This window comes from Bacteroides sp. 1_1_30 (assembly GCF_020982715.1).
Taxonomy (GTDB): domain Bacteria; phylum Bacteroidota; class Bacteroidia; order Bacteroidales; family Bacteroidaceae; genus Bacteroides; species Bacteroides xylanisolvens.
In genome coordinates, this window is record NZ_JAJKHN010000015.1 from 44,314 (window position 1) to 63,019 (window position 18,706).

The 18,706-nt window shown below is 43.4% G+C and carries 10 protein-coding genes; all 10 read left to right on the top strand.

Features of this window, described 5'->3' with window-relative positions; genetic code table 11:
- The first annotated feature begins 5 nt into the window (after window positions 1-5).
- The 10 genes from LPH68_RS06015 (at window position 6) to LPH68_RS06060 (ending at window position 18,670) form a co-directional block, all read left to right on the top strand.
- Window positions 6-1,952 carry a RagB/SusD family nutrient uptake outer membrane protein gene (locus LPH68_RS06015; RefSeq protein ID WP_151922871.1) on the top strand — a complete coding sequence of 649 codons (1,947 nt, stop codon included), beginning with the start codon at window positions 6-8 and terminating at the stop codon, window positions 1,950-1,952.
- Window positions 1,953-1,984: 32 nt separating this feature from the next.
- Entirely contained in the window at window positions 1,985-3,625 is a 1,641-nt protein-coding gene (locus LPH68_RS06020; RefSeq protein ID WP_151922872.1) for a SusE domain-containing protein, read from the top strand.
- A 98-nt stretch (window positions 3,626-3,723) separates the two neighbouring features.
- Complete coding sequence (locus tag LPH68_RS06025; protein ID WP_151922873.1) at window positions 3,724-5,286, top strand: DUF4832 domain-containing protein; 1,563 nt, start codon at window positions 3,724-3,726, stop codon at window positions 5,284-5,286.
- A gap of 11 nt (window positions 5,287-5,297) precedes the next feature.
- On the top strand, window positions 5,298-6,947 hold the full coding sequence (locus LPH68_RS06030; RefSeq protein ID WP_151922874.1) for a DUF4832 domain-containing protein: 1,650 nt from the start codon (window positions 5,298-5,300) through the stop codon (window positions 6,945-6,947).
- A 311-nt stretch (window positions 6,948-7,258) separates the two neighbouring features.
- Window positions 7,259-9,466, top strand: a complete 2,208-nt coding sequence (locus tag LPH68_RS06035; RefSeq protein ID WP_151922875.1) for a glycoside hydrolase family 3 N-terminal domain-containing protein — start codon at window positions 7,259-7,261, stop codon at window positions 9,464-9,466.
- 79 nt (window positions 9,467-9,545) lie between these two features.
- Window positions 9,546-11,999: a glycoside hydrolase family 3 protein gene (locus LPH68_RS06040; RefSeq protein ID WP_151922876.1), complete on the top strand. Its 2,454-nt coding sequence runs from the start codon at window positions 9,546-9,548 to the stop codon at window positions 11,997-11,999.
- 29 nt (window positions 12,000-12,028) lie between these two features.
- Window positions 12,029-13,141 (top strand): glycoside hydrolase family 105 protein, encoded by a 1,113-nt coding sequence (locus LPH68_RS06045; protein ID WP_074704470.1) that lies wholly within the window; start codon window positions 12,029-12,031, stop codon window positions 13,139-13,141.
- Window positions 13,142-13,194: 53 nt separating this feature from the next.
- Window positions 13,195-15,063, top strand: a complete 1,869-nt coding sequence (locus LPH68_RS06050) for an FAD-dependent oxidoreductase (RefSeq protein ID WP_074704473.1) — start codon at window positions 13,195-13,197, stop codon at window positions 15,061-15,063.
- A gap of 7 nt (window positions 15,064-15,070) precedes the next feature.
- The gene (locus LPH68_RS06055; RefSeq protein WP_074704476.1) at window positions 15,071-17,137 is read left to right on the top strand and encodes an alpha-galactosidase; all 2,067 of its coding nucleotides are present in this window, start codon (window positions 15,071-15,073) and stop codon (window positions 17,135-17,137) included.
- A 234-nt stretch (window positions 17,138-17,371) separates the two neighbouring features.
- Window positions 17,372-18,670 (top strand): acetylxylan esterase, encoded by a 1,299-nt coding sequence (locus tag LPH68_RS06060; protein ID WP_151922877.1) that lies wholly within the window; start codon window positions 17,372-17,374, stop codon window positions 18,668-18,670.
- The last annotated feature ends 36 nt before the right edge of the window (window positions 18,671-18,706 follow it).

Sequence of the window (18,706 nt, forward strand, 5' to 3'; positions counted from 1 at the left end):
CGCATATGAAAAATAGCATATTAAAATTTATAGTACTAAGTATTATTACGACATTTACTTTTTCTTCTTGTTCTGATTATCTGGATAAGCAACCGGATGACCAGTTGGACTTAGAATCAGTATTTGAGAATAAAAAGAATATGGAACGTTGGCTGGCATATATTTATCGTGGTCTGCCTGAATATTATACTTATGATGGTCCCGATGCCATAGCTGATGAACTGATTCCTTCAGTTGGTTGGGAAGCGCAAGGATTTAAAGCCATTCAATATCAAAAAGGTAACTGGACAGCAGACAATCCCGGGGTAATTGCTTATTGGAATACTTATCCCAAATATATTCGTTCTGCTTATTTGTTTATAAAACATGCTCACCCATTGGAGGCTGTACCGGCTGAAGAAGTAGACTTTATGAAAGCTGAATGCCGTTTCTTTATAGCTTATTATAATTCTATGATGGCTATAGCTTATGGTTCAGTTCCTATTATTCGCGAGGCTAGTGAAAGTACTTCGGCTGATGATCTGATGTTGAAACAAGAGCCGTTTTATAATGTAATTGATTGGGCAGATCAAGAAATGCTGGAAGCTTCAAAACAATTGCCTGCCACTCAAACTGAAGATAAGAAATATGGCCGTGTGACTTCTGTTGGATGTTTGGCAATGCGTGCTCGTATGTTATTATTTGCTGCTAGTGACTTGGTGAATGGTAATCCTGCATTGGCGAATATAAAAAACATTGATGGAACTCCTATCTTTAATTCTGCACATGATCCGGAACGATGGAAAAGAGCAGTAGATGCTTGTAAACTGGTTATCGATGAGGCGGAAGCCGCTGGCTATCATTTGCATTATGAATATTTGGATAACGGTGATATTGATCCTTTTCTTTCTTATCAGAATGCAGTGATGAAGAGATGGAACGAAGCTAACAGAGAATTACTGTTTGTTCGCACAATGGATTCCGGTGGATGGTATGATAAAAACTGTATTCCACGTGGTTTGGGTATTAATGGAGTGGGAGCGATCGGAATAACTCAATCTTTGGTTGATGCTTTTTTCATGAGAAACGGTCAAAGGCCTATTATAGGTTATAATTCGGATGGTTCTCCTAAAGTTAACCCTGATGCAAATTATTCAGAGACAGGCTTTAGTACGCAAAAAGAGACTTATTCTACAAAGTGGCAGTATGGGTCTTCAGAAGGAGATCGTAATAAAGATGAAAATGTAGTTGTAGATGCCAATACCTATAAAATGTATTGTGACCGCGAACCTCGTTTTTATATTTCAGTACTGCATAACGAACAATGGCATATTGGTGGTAAGAGAAATACAGATTTCTATATGGATGGTAAAGACGGTGGTCCTTCTCATGACGCTCCGTGGAGCGGCTATCTGGTACGTAAGAGAGTAGACCCATCTGCAAATCCCAAAGAAGGCAGTGGAGATTATAAAAATCGTCATGGTGCACTATGTCGTTTGGCAGAGATCTATTTAAGTTATGCTGAGGCGTTAAATGAATATAGCATTGAGAAGGGGACTTATACTGCTAATCAAAATGAGATTTTGAAATATGTCAATTTGATTCGTGAGCGTGCGGGTATTCCCGAATATAGTGTTTCAGTTGAAGAAGGCAAGATAACAGCCCCATCAGATCCTGTAGAAATGCGCGAGTTAATTCGTCAAGAAAGGCGTGTGGAATTGAATTGTGAATCTGGACTTCGTTTTAATGATCTGCGTCGCTGGAAATTAGCCGAGAAAGTATTGGATGGTGATTTTTATGGCATGAATGCTTATATTAAAGTATCCGATGCGGACTATAGAAATAAATATTATACTCGTACAGTATATCAGACACGTAAGTTTATAAGCTATTGGTGGCCTATTCCACAGGACGATATTGATAAGAATTGGAATTTGGTACAAACTCCTGACTGGACCGTCGGAAACCAATAAATAGTTATAATATTAATATATTGAATATAGATATGAAAAACGGATATATATTTAAGAAGAACCTTTTACGGTTCTTCTTCCTGACACTTGCTTCGTGTTTCATAGTAGCATGCAATGATGATGACGATGCTACTAATTCGCTCGACAATCGTACAAGTTTAGTTCTGACTCCTTCTGATTATGAAATAGAACTCAAGGAAGATACCCCGGATGAGGTTGCATTGACGTTAAACTGGACGGAAGCTGATCCAATAGGCTCTGACTATTATATTTCCTATCTTTATAAAATGGATCTGGAAAATAACAGTTTTGGAACAAACACAATGATAAGGGAGTATATTGATGATGATTTCTCTAAAAGTTATACTCATAAAGAATTGCAGAGTTTATTGGTGTCAAAGTGGAAGCAGCAGCCTGGTGATTTAGTAAAGTTACAAGCCCGTATTATCGGTTCTGTAGAAGGGCCTAAGTTTGTAAAACCGGAAGTTTCTACAGTTACTATAAAAGTAAAGATGTATTCTGAAAAGACTTTTGTAGCAGACCATCTTTATATGTCAGGCACAGCTGTTGATGGTGAAGATATTGAAATCTTGCCAATGGAAAGTCAGCCGAAGCGTTATGTTTCCATTTGTGACTTGAAGGCAGGTAATCTTCACTTCCCGATTGTTTGGAAAGATGAAAATAAGATTAATGCCATCTCACCAGTTGCTGCAGAACAACAGATTACTGATGGAGCAATGGAAGCTAAAATTAAGGGGATAGATAATGCTGGATATTGGGTGATTCCTGAAGATGGGCAGTATCGTGTAGTGGTAGATTTTGAAACACGTACTGTTACTATAGGTTTGGCTAGTAATTTTATAGAAGCTGATAAAATCTATATTGCCGGAACTTGTGTTAGCGCAGATGTAGAGATGACTCGCACGATAGAAGATGAAAATCAATATGCGTTCCATGCAGAACTGCAACCTGGTACTATTTATTTCCCGATCTTGTTTAATGGACAGAAAGATATGGCTATTGCTCCCGAGGAATCGGGCGATTTTACAGATGGTACAGCAATGAATATCTCGACAATGAGTCCGGAAACAGCTGCGCTTGCTTATCATTGGAATATTAAGACTGCGGGTGTCTATCGTATTGTGATTAACATAAATACTAAAAAGGTTACGATTTACTCCCCCGAAACAGATCCTAAATCAATGGTTGTTTCGTGGACATGGAATAATAATACGGTGACTACCACTATTGAAAGAGTCTTTATTTGGGGACCATACGATGGATGGGCTAAAGATGGCACTGGTGATACAGGATTCACTATGGCTCATTCTATGACACCTAGTTTGGCAAATCCTTATTTGTTTATATACAAAGGAGCGGAGTTACCCAGAAAGAATTCCATTAAAGACAAAGATGGAAATGCACATCCGGGTGGATTGAACTTTAAAGTCGGACCGCAAAGTGCAGGTTGCTATACCTTTGGTTCAACAGCAGATGCCATCAGAGGATCTTATGACGGTTGCCTTGATATTGCAGAGAGTGACTACAATCAGAAACAGACTGTAGTCGGAGGGCAATCTCACAACCGCTATGCCTTCTTTAGTGTACCTGTAGGAGTTAATTACATAGAATTAGATATTAAAGAACTGACAGTATTCTTTGATAAGAGATAATCAAGCAGGATAAAATTAAGAGTGCTATATCAATCTCGTGATTTTTATATGAATAAAGAGAACAATGATATAGCACTCTTTAAAAAACAATTAGTAGTATGGTTATAAGAAAGATTAGTTATTATAGAGTAATTGTGTCTCTTTGTCTGTTTATGTTCCTTTTATCTCCTGTTTTCGGAGACGAGAATTCAGCCGTTTCATTTGATAAGGAACTACCGGAGAATAACATAGTTACGATTCAGCCTGATTCTTTGCGTATTCTTCATAACCCGCTTACAGGATGGGTGCTCTATGCAAGTATGGGAGTGGATGCTGCAGATTTTTGGGCACAGTATGACCATATGTATATTCCTGAACTGGGACACAATGTTAGTGTGACAGATTATGCTCATACGCTTTATATTCGCGCTAGTTGGACAGAGTTTAATCCACAGGAAGATGTATATGGTTGGAAAATTGATTCCAATTTAAGAGCATATATTGAAGGAGCTTATCAGCGGAATATGCGTTTGGCATTTCGTGTTGTAGTTGACAGTCGTGATAAGAGAACAGAATTTACTCCTCAATTTGTAAAAGATGCCGGTGCAAAAGGATTTATGAATAAAGGTAAATGGTCACCTTATTCTGACGATCCTGTTTTTCAGAAGTACTATACTAAATTTGTGAAGGCTCTGGCTAAAGATTTCAACGATCCTTCGAAAGTTGAATTTATAGATGGATTCGGACTTGGGAAATGGGGAGAATATCATACAATGATTTATTCAACAGGTGATGATACTCCAAAGAAAGCAGTTTTCGATTGGGTGACAGATATATATTCTCAAGCTTTTGATAAAGTTCCAGTAGTAATTAACTACCATAGATGGATTGGTGCGGGAAAAGATTGGGTAGATGATGAACATTTTGCTGCTGACAGTGAAGAAATGTTGGAAGAAGCAATCAAGAAAGGATATTCATTGCGTCATGATGCATTTGGCATGACAACCTATTATGGCAGTTGGGAGCGTAGGTTCGCAAAAAAATATCGTAATATCTGCCCCATTATTATGGAAGGTGGCTGGATTGTCAAATCACATAGTTATTGGCAGGATCCTAGAGGATATCGCAAGGATTCACACGAGGACGTAAGACGCGGTGAGTTTGATGACAGCAAAGAGGCACATGTCAATATGATGGATTTCCGTTTTGGCGATACAGAGTCTTGGTTTAAAGATGCTTTTGATTTAGTACGCCGATTCCTTCGGGAAGGCGGGTATAGGCTCTACCCCAGTGAGATCTCTTTACCGTTAGAAGTCTCTAAAAAAACAACTCCGACTATTAAACATTGCTGGAACAATATGGGATGGGGGTACTGTCCTACTAATATTCCGCAATGGAATCAAAAATATAAAGTAGCTTTCGCTTTGCTCGATTCTGAAACGAATGAGGTGCGATATACATTTGTGGATACGAATACAGATTTATCCAAGTGGATAAAAGGAAGTCCCGCTGAATATGTATTTGAGCCGGATATGTCCAAAGTTGAAACGGGTACTTATGTTTGGGCTGTGGGCCTGGTTGACCGGAGTAATAAAGATCTCATAGGGCTGGACATTGCCGCCAAAGGGGATATATTGGATTCGGGCTGGTTAAAATTGTCGAAAGTAAGCATAAAAAAATAAGAGCTATAGGTATGAAGATTAATTTTCAAAATATGTGCAGTTTGAGAAAAATAAGTTGTGGGCTTATTTTTTCTATGGCTATATCATTAGTCGCTTGTGGCAGTGATAATGATGAAGAAGGAGGTGGTAATGGTGATGATGGTTTGGTAGAAGATACTTCTATTCCTGGAAACAGCATTGTCATGGTAAAGCAGAATCGAAATATCATTTTGCATAATCCTCTTTCCGGATGGGTATTATATGCGGGTATTGGTGATGGTTTATCTTCCACATTCTGGCAGGATTATGATAATTTCCCGTCATCGGAAGGCACTGTAAAGGTCTCTGATTATGCAAATACCTTATACCTTCGTGGTGCCTGGGCTGATTTTAATCCTGAAGAAGGAAAATATGCATGGAACTCCGATTGTGATACCCCTTCGGCTAAGCGACTGAAGATGTTGATAGAGGGAGCTAAGCAAAGAAATATGAAATTGGCCTTTACTTTTGTGGTGGATAGCCGTGATAAGCACTATAATTTTACTCCGAATTTTGTAAAAGAGGCTGGCGCGAAAGGATATGAGACACAAACAGGTTCAGTAAAAGTATGGTCTCCCTATCCGGATGATCCTATTTTCCAGAAATATTATGAGAAATTTATCAGGGCTTTGGCTAAGGATTTTAATGATCCCGACAAAGTACAGTTTGTAAGTGGTTCAGGATTTGGAAAATGGGGAGAGTATCATAGTGTATGGTACTATCAGGTGCGTGAGTTGGGAAAACCGGAGCTGCCGACTCGTGAGGCTGTTTTCGATTGGGTGACAGATTTATATTCTCAAGTATTTGATAAAGTTCCTGTGTTTGTAAATTATCATCGTTGGATAGGTACAAGTAAAGAATGGGACGGCAATAACTATGATAAAGATACTGAAAGATTAATAGGAAAAGCAGTAGCTAAAGGGTATTCATTACGTCACGATGCGTTTGGTATGAAAACTTACTATTCTACTTGGGAACGCAATTTTATAGCCAAGTGGAAGTATCTCGTTCCTGTAGTAATGGAAGGTGGCTGGGTGAAAAATTCTCATGGAAACTCGATTCAGGGAGATGGATATGCCAATTATGCAGAAGTACGTCAGGGTGAGTTTGATGAGGCTAAAACAGCCTGCGTCAATATGATGGATTTACGCTATAATTCAGACTTTCGTAATGGAGAAACTTATTCATGGTTTAATGAAGCTTTCCAATTAGTTAAACAATTCTGTACAGAAGGAAGCTACCGTTTATTTCCGGACAGAATTTCTTTGCCTACAACTATCTCTAATGGTAAACAGATTGAAATAGCACATCGTTGGAATAATTTTGGTTGGGGATATTGTCCGACGAATATTCCCCAGTGGAAGAATAAATATAAAGTGGCTTTTGCTTTATTGGACACCAAGAATGATAAACCGAAGTATGTATTTGTTGATGGAGAACCGGAAGCTTGTGATTGGGTGAAAGGTACGGCTAAATCATATACGTTTACAACCCGGGTTGAAGGCGTGGGGGCAGGTAAATACATGTGGGCTGTTGGTATTGTTGACACGGCAAAGCAGAATGAGATTGGAATTCACCTTGCTGTGAAGAACAATGTAACATCTGCTGGCTGGTTGAAATTATTTGAAGTTACCGCTCGGTAAGTCATAGTCAATTGCTACGAGATACATTAATTGTTGGAAATGAATGTATTGGCAGGTCATAGTTCTCCGGCTCGTTGGGGATATATCTCTAAGATGCTAGCCATATATATGCTACGTATTGGATCTATATATGCTGCATATTGGATCTATAGATCCAACGTGTTGGGCATATATCTCCAATGAGCTGATTGTAAGTGTCTGGTACTTAGCTAAATGATAAGTGCACGGAAAGGCTGGAATAAGTATCTGCTTACGTATTGCTTGATATACATCTGAAAACTAGAAATAATAATTAACTGACGAAAACATTGATGAGAAAAAAAGTTTTGATTTTGGGATTGTGCCTATTGGGAGTCACACATTCTCTTTCATCAAAAGATAAAAAGAGTATTCCTTTGTATAAGGATGCCAAAGCTCCAATTGAAAAACGTATTGATGATTTAATATCGCGTATGACATTGGAGGAAAAGATTTTGCAGCTAAACCAATATACATTGGGACGAAATAACAATGTGAATAATGTTGGCGAAGAAGTGAAAAAAGTACCGTCAGAGATTGGTTCTTTGATTTACTTTGATATAAATCCAGAGTTGCGTAATAGTATGCAGAAAAAAGCGATGGAAGAATCTCGTTTGGGCATTCCCATCATTTTTGGCTACGATGCTATTCATGGATTTCGCACCATATATCCTATTTCGTTGGGGCAGGCCTGTTCATGGAATCCGGGATTGGTAGAACAAGCATGTGCGGTATCTGCACAAGAAGCCCGCATGTCTGGGGTTGATTGGACTTTTTCTCCCATGATCGACGTGGCACGTGATCCTCGATGGGGACGTGTAGCCGAAGGATATGGTGAAGATCCTTATACAAATGGAGTGTTTGCCGCTGCTTCGGTGCGTGGGTATCAGGGAGATGATATGTCAGCAGAGAACCGTATGGCTGCTTGTCTGAAACACTATGTAGGTTATGGTGCTTCGGAGGCGGGGCGAGATTATGTTTATACCGAAATTTCAGCTCAAACTCTTTGGGATACTTATCTACTGCCCTATGAGATGGGAGTGAAAGCTGGTGCGGCCACTTTGATGAGTTCTTTCAATGACATCAGTGGAGTACCCGGGTCAGCTAATCCTTATATCATGACCGAGATATTAAAGAAACGCTGGAAACATGACGGGTTCATTGTGTCTGACTGGGGGGCTGTGGAACAGTTAAAGAATCAGGGATTGGCCGCAACAAAGAAAGATGCTGCTCGGTATGCTTTTAATGCGGGGCTTGAAATGGATATGATGTCTCATGCCTACGATCGTCATCTGAAAGAGCTTGTAGAGGAAGGTAAGGTAACAATGGCACAAGTTGACGAATCAGTCCGTCGAGTATTGCGTGTAAAATTCCGTCTGGGTTTGTTCGAACGTCCTTATACTCCGGTTACTAATGAGAAGGATCGTTTTTTCCGTCCGCAAAGTATGGCTGTGGCCGCTCAACTGGCAGCAGAATCAATGGTGTTGTTGAAAAATGACAATCAGATATTACCACTTACAAACAAAAAAAAGATTGCCGTAGTAGGTCCAATGGCAAAAAATGGTTGGGACTTATTGGGTTCCTGGTGCGGACATGGAAAAGATACGGATGTGGAAATGCTCTATGATGGGTTGACTGCCGAGTTTGGAGGAGATGCCGAATTACGTTATGCAATGGGATGCAAACCGCAGGGCAATGACCGTTCAGGTTTTGCTGGCGCATTGGACGTTGCTCGTTGGTCTGATGTAGTCATTGTTTGTTTGGGCGAGATGCTTACCTGGAGTGGTGAGAATGCTTCCCGTTCTACGATTGCTTTGCCACAGATTCAGGAAGAATTGGTGAAAGAACTAAAGGAGGCTGGTAAACCTGTTATATTGGTGCTTTCTAATGGACGTCCCTTGGAGTTAAATCGCATGGAACCTCTTTGTGATGCTATATTGGAGATATGGCAACCGGGAATAAATGGTGCGCGTTCAATGGCAGGAATTTTATCCGGACGTATCAACCCTTCCGGTAAACTAGCCATGACGTTCCCTTACTCCACAGGACAAATTCCTATTTATTATAATCGCCGCAAAAGCGGACGCGGACATCAGGGATTTTATAAAGATATAACAAGCGATCCGTTATATCCGTTCGGGCATGGATTAAGTTATACCGAATTTAAGTATGGCACTGTTACCCCTTCTGCTACTAAGGTGAAGCGTGGCGATAAACTGTCAGCAGAAGTGACCGTCACCAACACCGGTTCTCGCGACGGAGCAGAGACTGTTCATTGGTTTATCTCCGATCCTTATTGCTCTATCACCCGTCCGGTGAAAGAACTGAAACACTTTGAGAAACAACTTATCAAAGCCGGAGAAACGAAGACTTTCCGTTTCGACATCGACCTGGAACGTGATTTCGGTTTTGTCAATGAGGATGGTAAACGCTTCCTTGAAGCCGGCGAATATCATATTCTGGTACAAGGACAGACCATTAAAATAGAACTGATAGACTAAAAATGTAAAGAACAAAAGTGTGTGAAGAGCTGATAGCTAAGTTGGTTTTTTACACATGCTATATTAACACAGAATCACCATGAAAAAGAAAATAGGAGGCATAGGTTTATGTATGCTTGCATGGAGCATATTAACCTGTGCACAAACAATCACTCCCCAAGCCGAACAACGTGCGAAGGACATTGTATCAAAAATGACTTTGCAAGAGAAAATAGAGTATATCTCCGGATATACCAGTTTTTCTCTGCGTGCCATTCCCCGTTTGGGAATACCTGAAATCAAGTTGGCTGACGGGCCGCAGGGAATTCGTAATCATGCTCCCAAGAGCACTTTATATCCTTCCGGAATACTTTCCGCTTCTACTTGGAACCGGGAATTACTTTATAAGTTAGGGCAAGGCTTGGGACAGGATGCCAAGGCAAGAGGAGTTAATATCCTGTTGGGTCCGGGCGTGAATATCTATCGTGCTCCGTTGTGCGGCCGTAACTTTGAATACTTCGGTGAAGACCCTTACTTGACAGGTGAAACGGCGAAACAATATATCCTGGGAGTACAATCGGAAGGAGTCATTGCTACAATCAAACACTTTGCTGCCAACAACCAGGAATGGAGCCGCCACCATGCCAGCTCTGACATAGACGAACGTACTTTGCAGGAAATCTATTTCCCGGCTTTCCGGAAAGCTGTACAGGAAGCCAATGTCGGTGCCGTAATGAACAGCTACAATCTGTTGAACGGTGTCCATGCCACCGAACATAAATGGCTGAATATTGATGTCTTGCGCAATCTTTGGGGCTTCAAAGGTATTCTGATGTCTGACTGGACTTCCGTATATTCCGCCGTAGGCGCTGCTAACGCCGGACTTGACCTCGAAATGCCGAAAGGACGTTTTATGAATTTGGAGAATCTGTTGCCTGCTATCAAAGCGGGCACAGTGACAGAAGAAACCATCAACCTGAAAGTACAACACATCCTGCAAACTCTGATTGCTTATGGTATGCTGGATAAGGAACAGAAAGACAGCAACATAGCAGAGGATAATCCTTTCTCCCGCCAGACAGCTTTAGAGCTGGCGCGCGAGGGTGTAGTCCTGTTGAAGAATGAAGGAAACTTGCTCCCGCTGAAAGGGAAGACAGCCGTGATGGGGCCTAATGCAAATTTGATTCCTACCGGTGGTGGCAGTGGGTTTGTCACTCCTTTTTCTACCGTCTCAGTAGCTCAAGGCTTGAAAGAATTGAAGAAAAATAATCTGTTACTATTGACGGATGATGTGATTTATGAAGATATTGTCCATGAGTTTTATACTGATGCTAATCGTCAGATGAAAGGCTTCAAGGCTGAATACTTTAAAAACAAGACCCTTTCGGGACAGCCTGAAGTAATACGCACGGAATCCTCTGTTGATTATGACTGGGGATATGGGGCACCTTTGGACGGCTTTCCGACAGATGGATTCTCTGTCCGTTGGACAGCCTGCTACATGCCACAAACTGACGGTCAGTTGAAACTTCATATCGGTGGTGATGACGGTTATCGTCTGTTTGTGAATGACAAGCATATTACGGGAGATTGGGGAAATCATTCCTACTCTAGCCGTGAAGTTGAACTGCCGGTTGAGGGTGGTAAGGAATACCGTTTCCGGATTGAATTCTTTGATAATATTTCTTCGGCCATCATTCGTTTTAATGCTTATAGCCTTAATGAGGCGAAACTTCGTCAAGGATTGGCAAAGGTGGATAATGTTGTGTTCTGCACAGGTTTCAATAGTAATACCGAAGGCGAAGGCTTTGACCGTCCGTTTGCCTTGCTTCGCTATCAGGAACTGTTTATCAAGAAGATTGCGTCCATGCATCCCAATGTTGTGGTTGTACTGAACGCCGGTGGCGGTGTGGATTTCACCAACTGGTATGATGCCGCAAAAGCGATTCTTATGGCCTGGTATCCGGGACAGGAAGGCGGCCAGGCAATTGCTGAAATCCTGACCGGTAAGATTTCTCCAAGTGGAAAGCTACCGATTTCTATCGAGCGGAAATGGGACGATAATCCGGTGCACGGTAGTTATTACGAGAACTTAAAGGCGGAGATTAAGCGTGTAGACTATTCCGAAGGTGTCTTTGTCGGTTATCGTGGATACGACCGTTCGGGAAAAGAACCTTTCTATCCGTTTGGCTACGGTTTGTCCTATACTACTTTCGCTTATAGTAATATGGCTGCAGAGAAAACGGGTGAGCATCAGGTTACCGTTAGCTTTGATATAGAGAATACAGGTAAGATGGATGCTTCGGAGGTGGCACAGGTGTATGTGCATGATGTACAGTCTTCTGTTCCCCGTCCGTTGAAAGAACTGAAAGGATATGAAAAGGTATTCTTGAAGAAAGGGGAGAAGAAGCGGGTTTCTGTTGTACTGGATGAGGATGCATTCTCTTTTTACGATATGAATCAACACCGCTTTGTAGTGGAAAAAGGAGACTTTGAGATCTTAGTCGGGCCTGTTTCCAGTCAATTGCCTTTAAAGGCTACAGTTGAACTGTAATGACCGAATGATAAACAAATAAATATATAATGAAAAAAACACTTTTATTGGGAGTGTCTCTGTTATGTTCCGTTTTTATAATGGCAACAGAGATTCCTTTTCAAAAAGCAGAAATAAAGTCTATCATGCGAAAGGTGGCGGATTGGCAGATTGCCAATCCACACCCCGCTCCTGAACATGACGACTTGAACTGGCCGCAAGGTGCTCTTTATGTCGGCATGGTGGATTGGGCGGAATTGGCTGAAAAAGAAGACAATGATGATACATATTATAAGTGGCTTACCCGTATAGGCCGACGGAATTGCTGGCAGCCGGACAAACGGTTTTACCATGCTGATGACATCGCTGTATCACAGTCCTTTTTGGATTTATACCGCAAGTACAAAGACGAAGCAATGATTATCCCTACGCTCGCCCGTACGGAATGGATTGTCAATCATCCATCCGAAGGTAGTTTCAAGCTGGTGGAGGGAGACTTAAAGACCTTGGAACGTTGGACTTGGTGTGATGCTCTCTTTATGGCTCCCCCTGTATATGCCAAACTGTATATGCTGACCGGAGAGAAAAAGTATATCAAATTTATGAATCGTGAGTATAAAGCGACTTATGATTACCTGTTCGATAAAGAAGAAAACTTGTTCTACCGTGACTGGCGTTATTTTGATAAGTGCGAAGCCAATGGCAAGAAAGTCTTTTGGGGACGTGGCAACGGTTGGGTGCTTGGTGGTCTGGTTGAAATATTAAAGGAACTGCCCAAGAAAGATAAGAACCGCAAATTCTATGAGGAATTATTTGTAAAACTGGCTACACGTGTTGCCGGATTGCAGCATCCGGACGGTTTCTGGCATGCCAGTCTTTTGGATCCTGCCTCTTATCCATCACCGGAAACGAGTTGCACTACTTTCATTGTCTATTCCATTGCTTATGGAATAAACGAAGGTTTATTGGATAAGGAAATTTATCTTCCTGTAATGATAAAAGGCTGGAATGCATTAGTCTCGGCTGTGGAACCGAATGGGAAACTGGGTTATGTGCAGCAAATCGGTGCCGACCCGAAGAAAGTGACTCGTGACATGACGGAGGTTTATGGAGTTGGTGCTTTTTTGATGGCAGGCAATGAAATTTATAAAATGGCGAGATAATCTGTTCCCTCTGTGAAGATAGTAGACAATAATCATAAAAACGCTGTACTGTGATGAAAAAATTCTTATTGACATGCATAGCCGTAGCTTGTAGCCTTGTGGCTGTAGCCGAAGAACTGCTCATCGAAGCAGAAAGCTTCAGCCAGCGAGGCGGCTGGGTGATCGACCAGCAGTTCATGGATCAAATGGGTTCGCCCTATCTCATGGCACATGGTATGGGCATCCCTGTGGCGGATGCTACGGCAGAAATCAACATTCCCCAGGCGGGCACTTACTACGTATATGCCCGTACTTACAACTGGACTTCACCTTGGACCGATGCCGAGGGTCCCGGAAAGTTCCGCCTGGCTTTAGGCGGCAAATTGCTGAAAGCTACATTAGGACATACAGGTAATTCCTGGCAATGGCAATTTGCCGGAAAGACAGTATTGAAAGCAGGGACTACCACCCTTGCGCTGAAAGACCTCACCGGTTTCGACGGTCGTTGCGATGCCATTTACCTTACGACCGATGCGAACACGCAACCCGCTACCTGGGATACGGCAGAGACAGCGGCACTTCGTACCCGCCTGCGACAACAACAGACGGTGCCCGCTCATCAATACGACTTTGTGGTAGTAGGAGGGGGAATAGCCGGAATGTGTGCTGCCGCATCTGCTGCCCGATTAGGTTGTAAGGTAGCACTAGTGAACGACCGTCCTGTATTGGGCGGCAATAACTCGTCAGAGATTCGTGTGCATCTCGGCGGTATCATCGAAATGGGGCCTAATCAGGGATTGGGGCGTATGATACGTGAGTTTGGCCATGAGCGTTCCGGCAATGCCCAACCGGGCGACTACTATGAAGACCGGAAGAAGGAAGACTTTATAGATGCCGAAAAGAACATTACCCTTTATGCCTCTCAGCGTGCGGTAGCCGTGAAGATGCAAGGAGACCGCATTGTGTCAGTCACTATCCAGCACATCGAGACGGGCGAACAAACTGAACTTACTGCTCCTCTCTTTAGCGACTGCACAGGTGATGCTACCATAGGCTATTTAGCCGGTGCCGATTGGGCTATGGGACGTGAAGGCCGCGATGAATATGGCGAGAGCCTTGCTCCCGAGCAACCCGACTCATTGGTGATGGGGGCTTCTATACAATGGTATAGTAAGGATATGAAGAAGAAAACCTCATTCCCTCATTTTGAATATGGCGTGCGCTTTGACGCTGAAAACTGTGAGCCTGTAACCATGGGCGAGTGGAAATGGGAAACGGGTATGAACCGTAATCAAGTCAGCGAAGCTGAACGTGTACGCGACTATGGACTTTTGGTGATATATTCCAACTGGAGCTATCTGAAAAATCACTATAAAGACCATAAGAAGTATGCCAACCGTTCCCTCGACTGGGTGGCGTATGTTTCAGGCAAACGTGAATCACGCCGTCTCTTGGGCGACTACGTACTGTCACAGGACGATATAGACAAGAATGTGGCGCACGAGGATGCTTCGTTTACCACCACTTGGAGCATCGACCTTCACTTCCCCGACAGCGTGAATAGTGTACGTTTTCCCGGCAATGAATTCAAGTCGGCTACGGTGCATCGTTGGATTCATCCTTATGCCGTTCCCTATCGCTGTCTCTATTCGCGTAATGTGGACAACCTCTTTATGGCAGGCCGCAATATGAGCTGCACCCATGTAGCTTTGGGTACGGTACGTGTGATGCGTACTACCGGCATGATGGGTGAAGTAGTAGGTATGGCAGCCGGACTCTGCCACAAGCATCGTGTAGAGCCGCGCGACATCTATCATCATCACCTGCCGGAACTGAAGCAACTTATGCAAGCGGGTCTGGGCAAACGCGATGTGCCCGATAACCAACGCTTCAACGAACCCAACAAATTGTTGGAAGTTCCGGGAGCTTACATCAAACCGTAGACAAACTATGAGCAAAAAAAATATTATCACGATATTTCTATCGGCAATATGTACCTTGCCGCTTTGGGGAGGACAACAGTATTACGCTTTTCTGAAAGGTGACACGCTACGTATGGGCAATAACTATATGGAACGCGTCATGCTGTGGAATAACGGTGCGCCTGTTACCATCAGCCTTACTGACAAGCAACACGGAAAAACCATTCCGGCACAGGGCAAACAACCCGATTTCTCGATTGTGAAAGGTATCCCTACGGATGCTACACTTACCGTGAACGAGATACCGACGAACGGCATCCACGCCAGTTATTTGCAGGCTACCGTGGCTTGCACTATCGGTTCGCTGAATATAGAGCGTCGCTATCGCATTTATGCAGACTGTCCCGCCATTGCTTGCGACACCTATCTGAAAGGGCAAGTGGAACTTTATCAGAATAAGGAGGATAACCGTTCTAACGCCGACCGCAAAAATATAGAGCACACGGCCGATATGGCTACGGGGGTGAAAACTCCCACGCTCGACAGGTTGCAACTATCCGGCAATCATTGGAGTGCCCGCACAATAGAGTTTTTCGACTACACCGATTGGAACGATAATCTGGTGGCCGGGCGTACCTGGCTTCCTTACCGTCGCAATACGTATCGTGGTAATTTGCTTTTTGCTCATGACGTAGTTACGCGTCAAGGCTTCTTTTTTTTGAAAGAGGCTCCTAGCAGCAGTACCCAATTACATTATCCGGGTTCTGACTTCGTGGCGGACTTTAGCGATTTTATGGTAGTGGGGCTGGGCATTGCGTCTCATGATGTAAAGCCGGATAGCTGGACCCGCGTTTATGGATGCGTTACCGGCATCTATACCGGCGGCGAGCAAGAAGCGCTTACTGCCTTGCGCCTCTATCAGAAACAACTGCGCCATCATACCGCCGTACAGGATGAGATGATTATGCTCAATACCTGGGGCGACCGTAGCCAGGATGCCAAAATAGATGAGGCTTTCTGTCTGGCAGAACTAGACCGTGCCGCACGCATGGGCATCACCCTCTTTCAACTGGACGATGGCTGGCAGAGCGGAAAAAGCCCTAACTCGAAGACTGCCGGAGGTAGTTTTAAGGATATCTGGAAAAGTGGCGATTACTGGACGCCCAACCCCACAAAGTTCCCTCATGGGCTGAAACCTATTGTAGAGAAAGGCAAGAAATTGGGTATTCGCATCGGATTATGGTTCAATCCCAGCATACAGAATGATTTTGCCGATTGGCAAAAAGATGCGCAAGCCATTATCGGACTTTATAAGAAGTACGGCATCTGCTGTTTTAAGATAGACGGCCTGCAGATACCTACCAAGACAGCCGAACAGAATCTACGCCGACTGTTTGATACCGTGTTGGAGCAAACCAACTATGAAGTGATTTTCAACCTCGATGCCACTGCCGGTCGTCGCGGCGGGTATCACTATATGAACGAGTACGGCAACATCTTTCTGGAAAACCGCTATACCGATTGGGGCAACTATTACCCTTATCGCACCTTACGCAACCTCTGGATGCTGTCCCGCTATGTACCGGCGGAGAAGATGCAGATAGAGTTCCTTAATAAATGGCGCAATGCCGACAAGTATGACGTTGCCGACCCTTTTGCCCCCGCTCGTTACAGTTTCGATTACCTCTTTGCCATCACCTTGGCGGCACAGCCGTTGGCTTGGATGGAGGCTTCGAACCTGCCCGAAGAGGCTTATATTACGGCATCTCTGCTCAAGAAATACCAACCTTTGCAACTCCGGTTTCATCAAGGCGTCATACTGCCTATTGGTGAAGAACCTTCGGGACGCTCGTGGACAGGATTCCAATCGACCGTCTCCGGCACGCAAGGCTATCTTGTGGTTTACCGCGAAGATAATGAGCAAGCCAGGGGGACTATTGACACTTGGCTTCCTGAGGGTAAGAAAGTTACTTTTACCCCTGTAATGGGAAGTGGCAAAAAGTTTGCCGCAAAAGTCGGCGCACAGGGTAGAGTAAGTTTCGAGCTAAATGACAAGAACTCTTTCGCACTCTATCAATACGAAGTAAAACCATAAAAAGGCGGCTATCTGCATTTTACGCTAATCACGAATGATGTGTTAACTTCTGATTCGCAGAGTATTATGATGTGTGGAGAAGAGCATTAATATCTCTGCTGTTGGATGTTAATAGTTGAGTTGTCAGGTATTAATAGTTGGGCGGATAGGTATTAATAGTTGAGACAATGGGTATTAATAGCTGATAAATGGAATATTAATATAGCAATGACAAATGAAATAAAATAGGGAACTATGATAAAAAGTGTACGTTTTCTTCTTTTCCTGATAGTATTTGTCTCCATGCAGATAGTTGCATGGGGGCAGCCACAGGAAAGACTGGTTCAAGTGCAGGTCACTCCCGACCACACCAATTGGCTGTATAAACCGGGAGAAAAAGTGAAATTCAAAGTGGCTGTATTGAAATGCAATATCCCGCAGGATAATCTGGAAGTGCGCTATGAGATTTCGGAAGACATGATGAAACCTCATCAGACAGGCAAACAGCCTTTGAAGAATGAAAAGCTTGAAATTAACGCAGGGACTATGAAAAAAGAAGGGTTTCTGCGTTGCCGCGCTTTCGTCACTTGCCAAGGGCGTGAGTATGAAGGCGTGGCTACCGTCGGCTTCTCTCCTGAGAAATTGCAACCGACCACTCCGTTGCCCGCCGACTTTCTGGAATTTTGGAAAAGCACCAAAGAAGCCGCAGAAAAGTGGGCACTGGAACCGATAATGACTTTACTGCCGGAAAGGTGTACAGATAAGGTGAACGTATATCATGTCTCCTTCGCGAACAATGACTATGCGTCCTGTATGTACGGCATCCTTTGTGTTCCGAAGGCTTCCGGGAAATATCCGGCGATTCTGAAAGTGCCGGGTGCAGGTATCCGTGCCTATAACGGAGAAGCCGAACGTGCCGGAAAAGGTTTTATCATTCTGGAAATCGGTATTCACGGCATTCCGGTCAATTTGACGGGAGATGTGTATCACCGGCTTTATAACGGTGCTTTGAAGAATTACCACTCGTTCAATATGGACAATCGGGACAAGTACTATTACAAACGGGTTTATACAGGCTGTGTGAGAGCCATTGATTTCATTTACACACTTCCCGAATTCAATGGTAATCTGGCAACCTTCGGTGGAAGTCAGGGCGGTGCGCTTTCCATTGTAATTGCCGGACTGGATGCTCGTGTCAAGGGATTGGTTTCTTTCTATCCAGCCTTGTGTGATATGGCGGGTTATACCCACGGTCGTGCAGGCGGTTGGCCGCATTTGTTTAAGGATGCGAAGAACCGGACGCCGGAAAAGATTCAAACCGTTCAGTATTTTGATGTGGTGAACTTTGCCCGGCAGGTCAAAGTTCCGGGATTCTATACTTTTGGTTATAATGATATGGTTTGTCCGCCTACTACCACTTACTCCGCTTACAACGTGATTAATGCTCCGAAAGAGCTGTTTGTAGCTGAGACGACCGCTCATTATGCCTATGCCGAACAGTGGAGCGCAGCCTGGAACTGGGTAATGAATTTCCTGAAAAATAAATCGAAATAGCACGGATTACACGGATTAACACTGTTGTTTTACCTA

What these genes read in the sequence shown, in the direction of transcription:
- LPH68_RS06015 (WP_151922871.1), top strand. Translation starts at nt 6, where the DNA reads ATGAAAAATAGCATATTAAAATTTATAGTACTAAGTATTATTACGACA.
- LPH68_RS06020 (WP_151922872.1), top strand. Translation starts at nt 1,985, where the DNA reads ATGAAAAACGGATATATATTTAAGAAGAACCTTTTACGGTTCTTCTTC.
- LPH68_RS06025 (WP_151922873.1), top strand. Translation starts at nt 3,724, where the DNA reads ATGGTTATAAGAAAGATTAGTTATTATAGAGTAATTGTGTCTCTTTGT.
- LPH68_RS06030 (WP_151922874.1), top strand. Translation starts at nt 5,298, where the DNA reads ATGAAGATTAATTTTCAAAATATGTGCAGTTTGAGAAAAATAAGTTGT.
- LPH68_RS06035 (WP_151922875.1), top strand. Translation starts at nt 7,259, where the DNA reads ATGAGAAAAAAAGTTTTGATTTTGGGATTGTGCCTATTGGGAGTCACA.
- LPH68_RS06040 (WP_151922876.1), top strand. Translation starts at nt 9,546, where the DNA reads ATGAAAAAGAAAATAGGAGGCATAGGTTTATGTATGCTTGCATGGAGC.
- LPH68_RS06045 (WP_074704470.1), top strand. Translation starts at nt 12,029, where the DNA reads ATGAAAAAAACACTTTTATTGGGAGTGTCTCTGTTATGTTCCGTTTTT.
- LPH68_RS06050 (WP_074704473.1), top strand. Translation starts at nt 13,195, where the DNA reads ATGAAAAAATTCTTATTGACATGCATAGCCGTAGCTTGTAGCCTTGTG.
- LPH68_RS06055 (WP_074704476.1), top strand. Translation starts at nt 15,071, where the DNA reads ATGAGCAAAAAAAATATTATCACGATATTTCTATCGGCAATATGTACC.
- LPH68_RS06060 (WP_151922877.1), top strand. Translation starts at nt 17,372, where the DNA reads ATGATAAAAAGTGTACGTTTTCTTCTTTTCCTGATAGTATTTGTCTCC.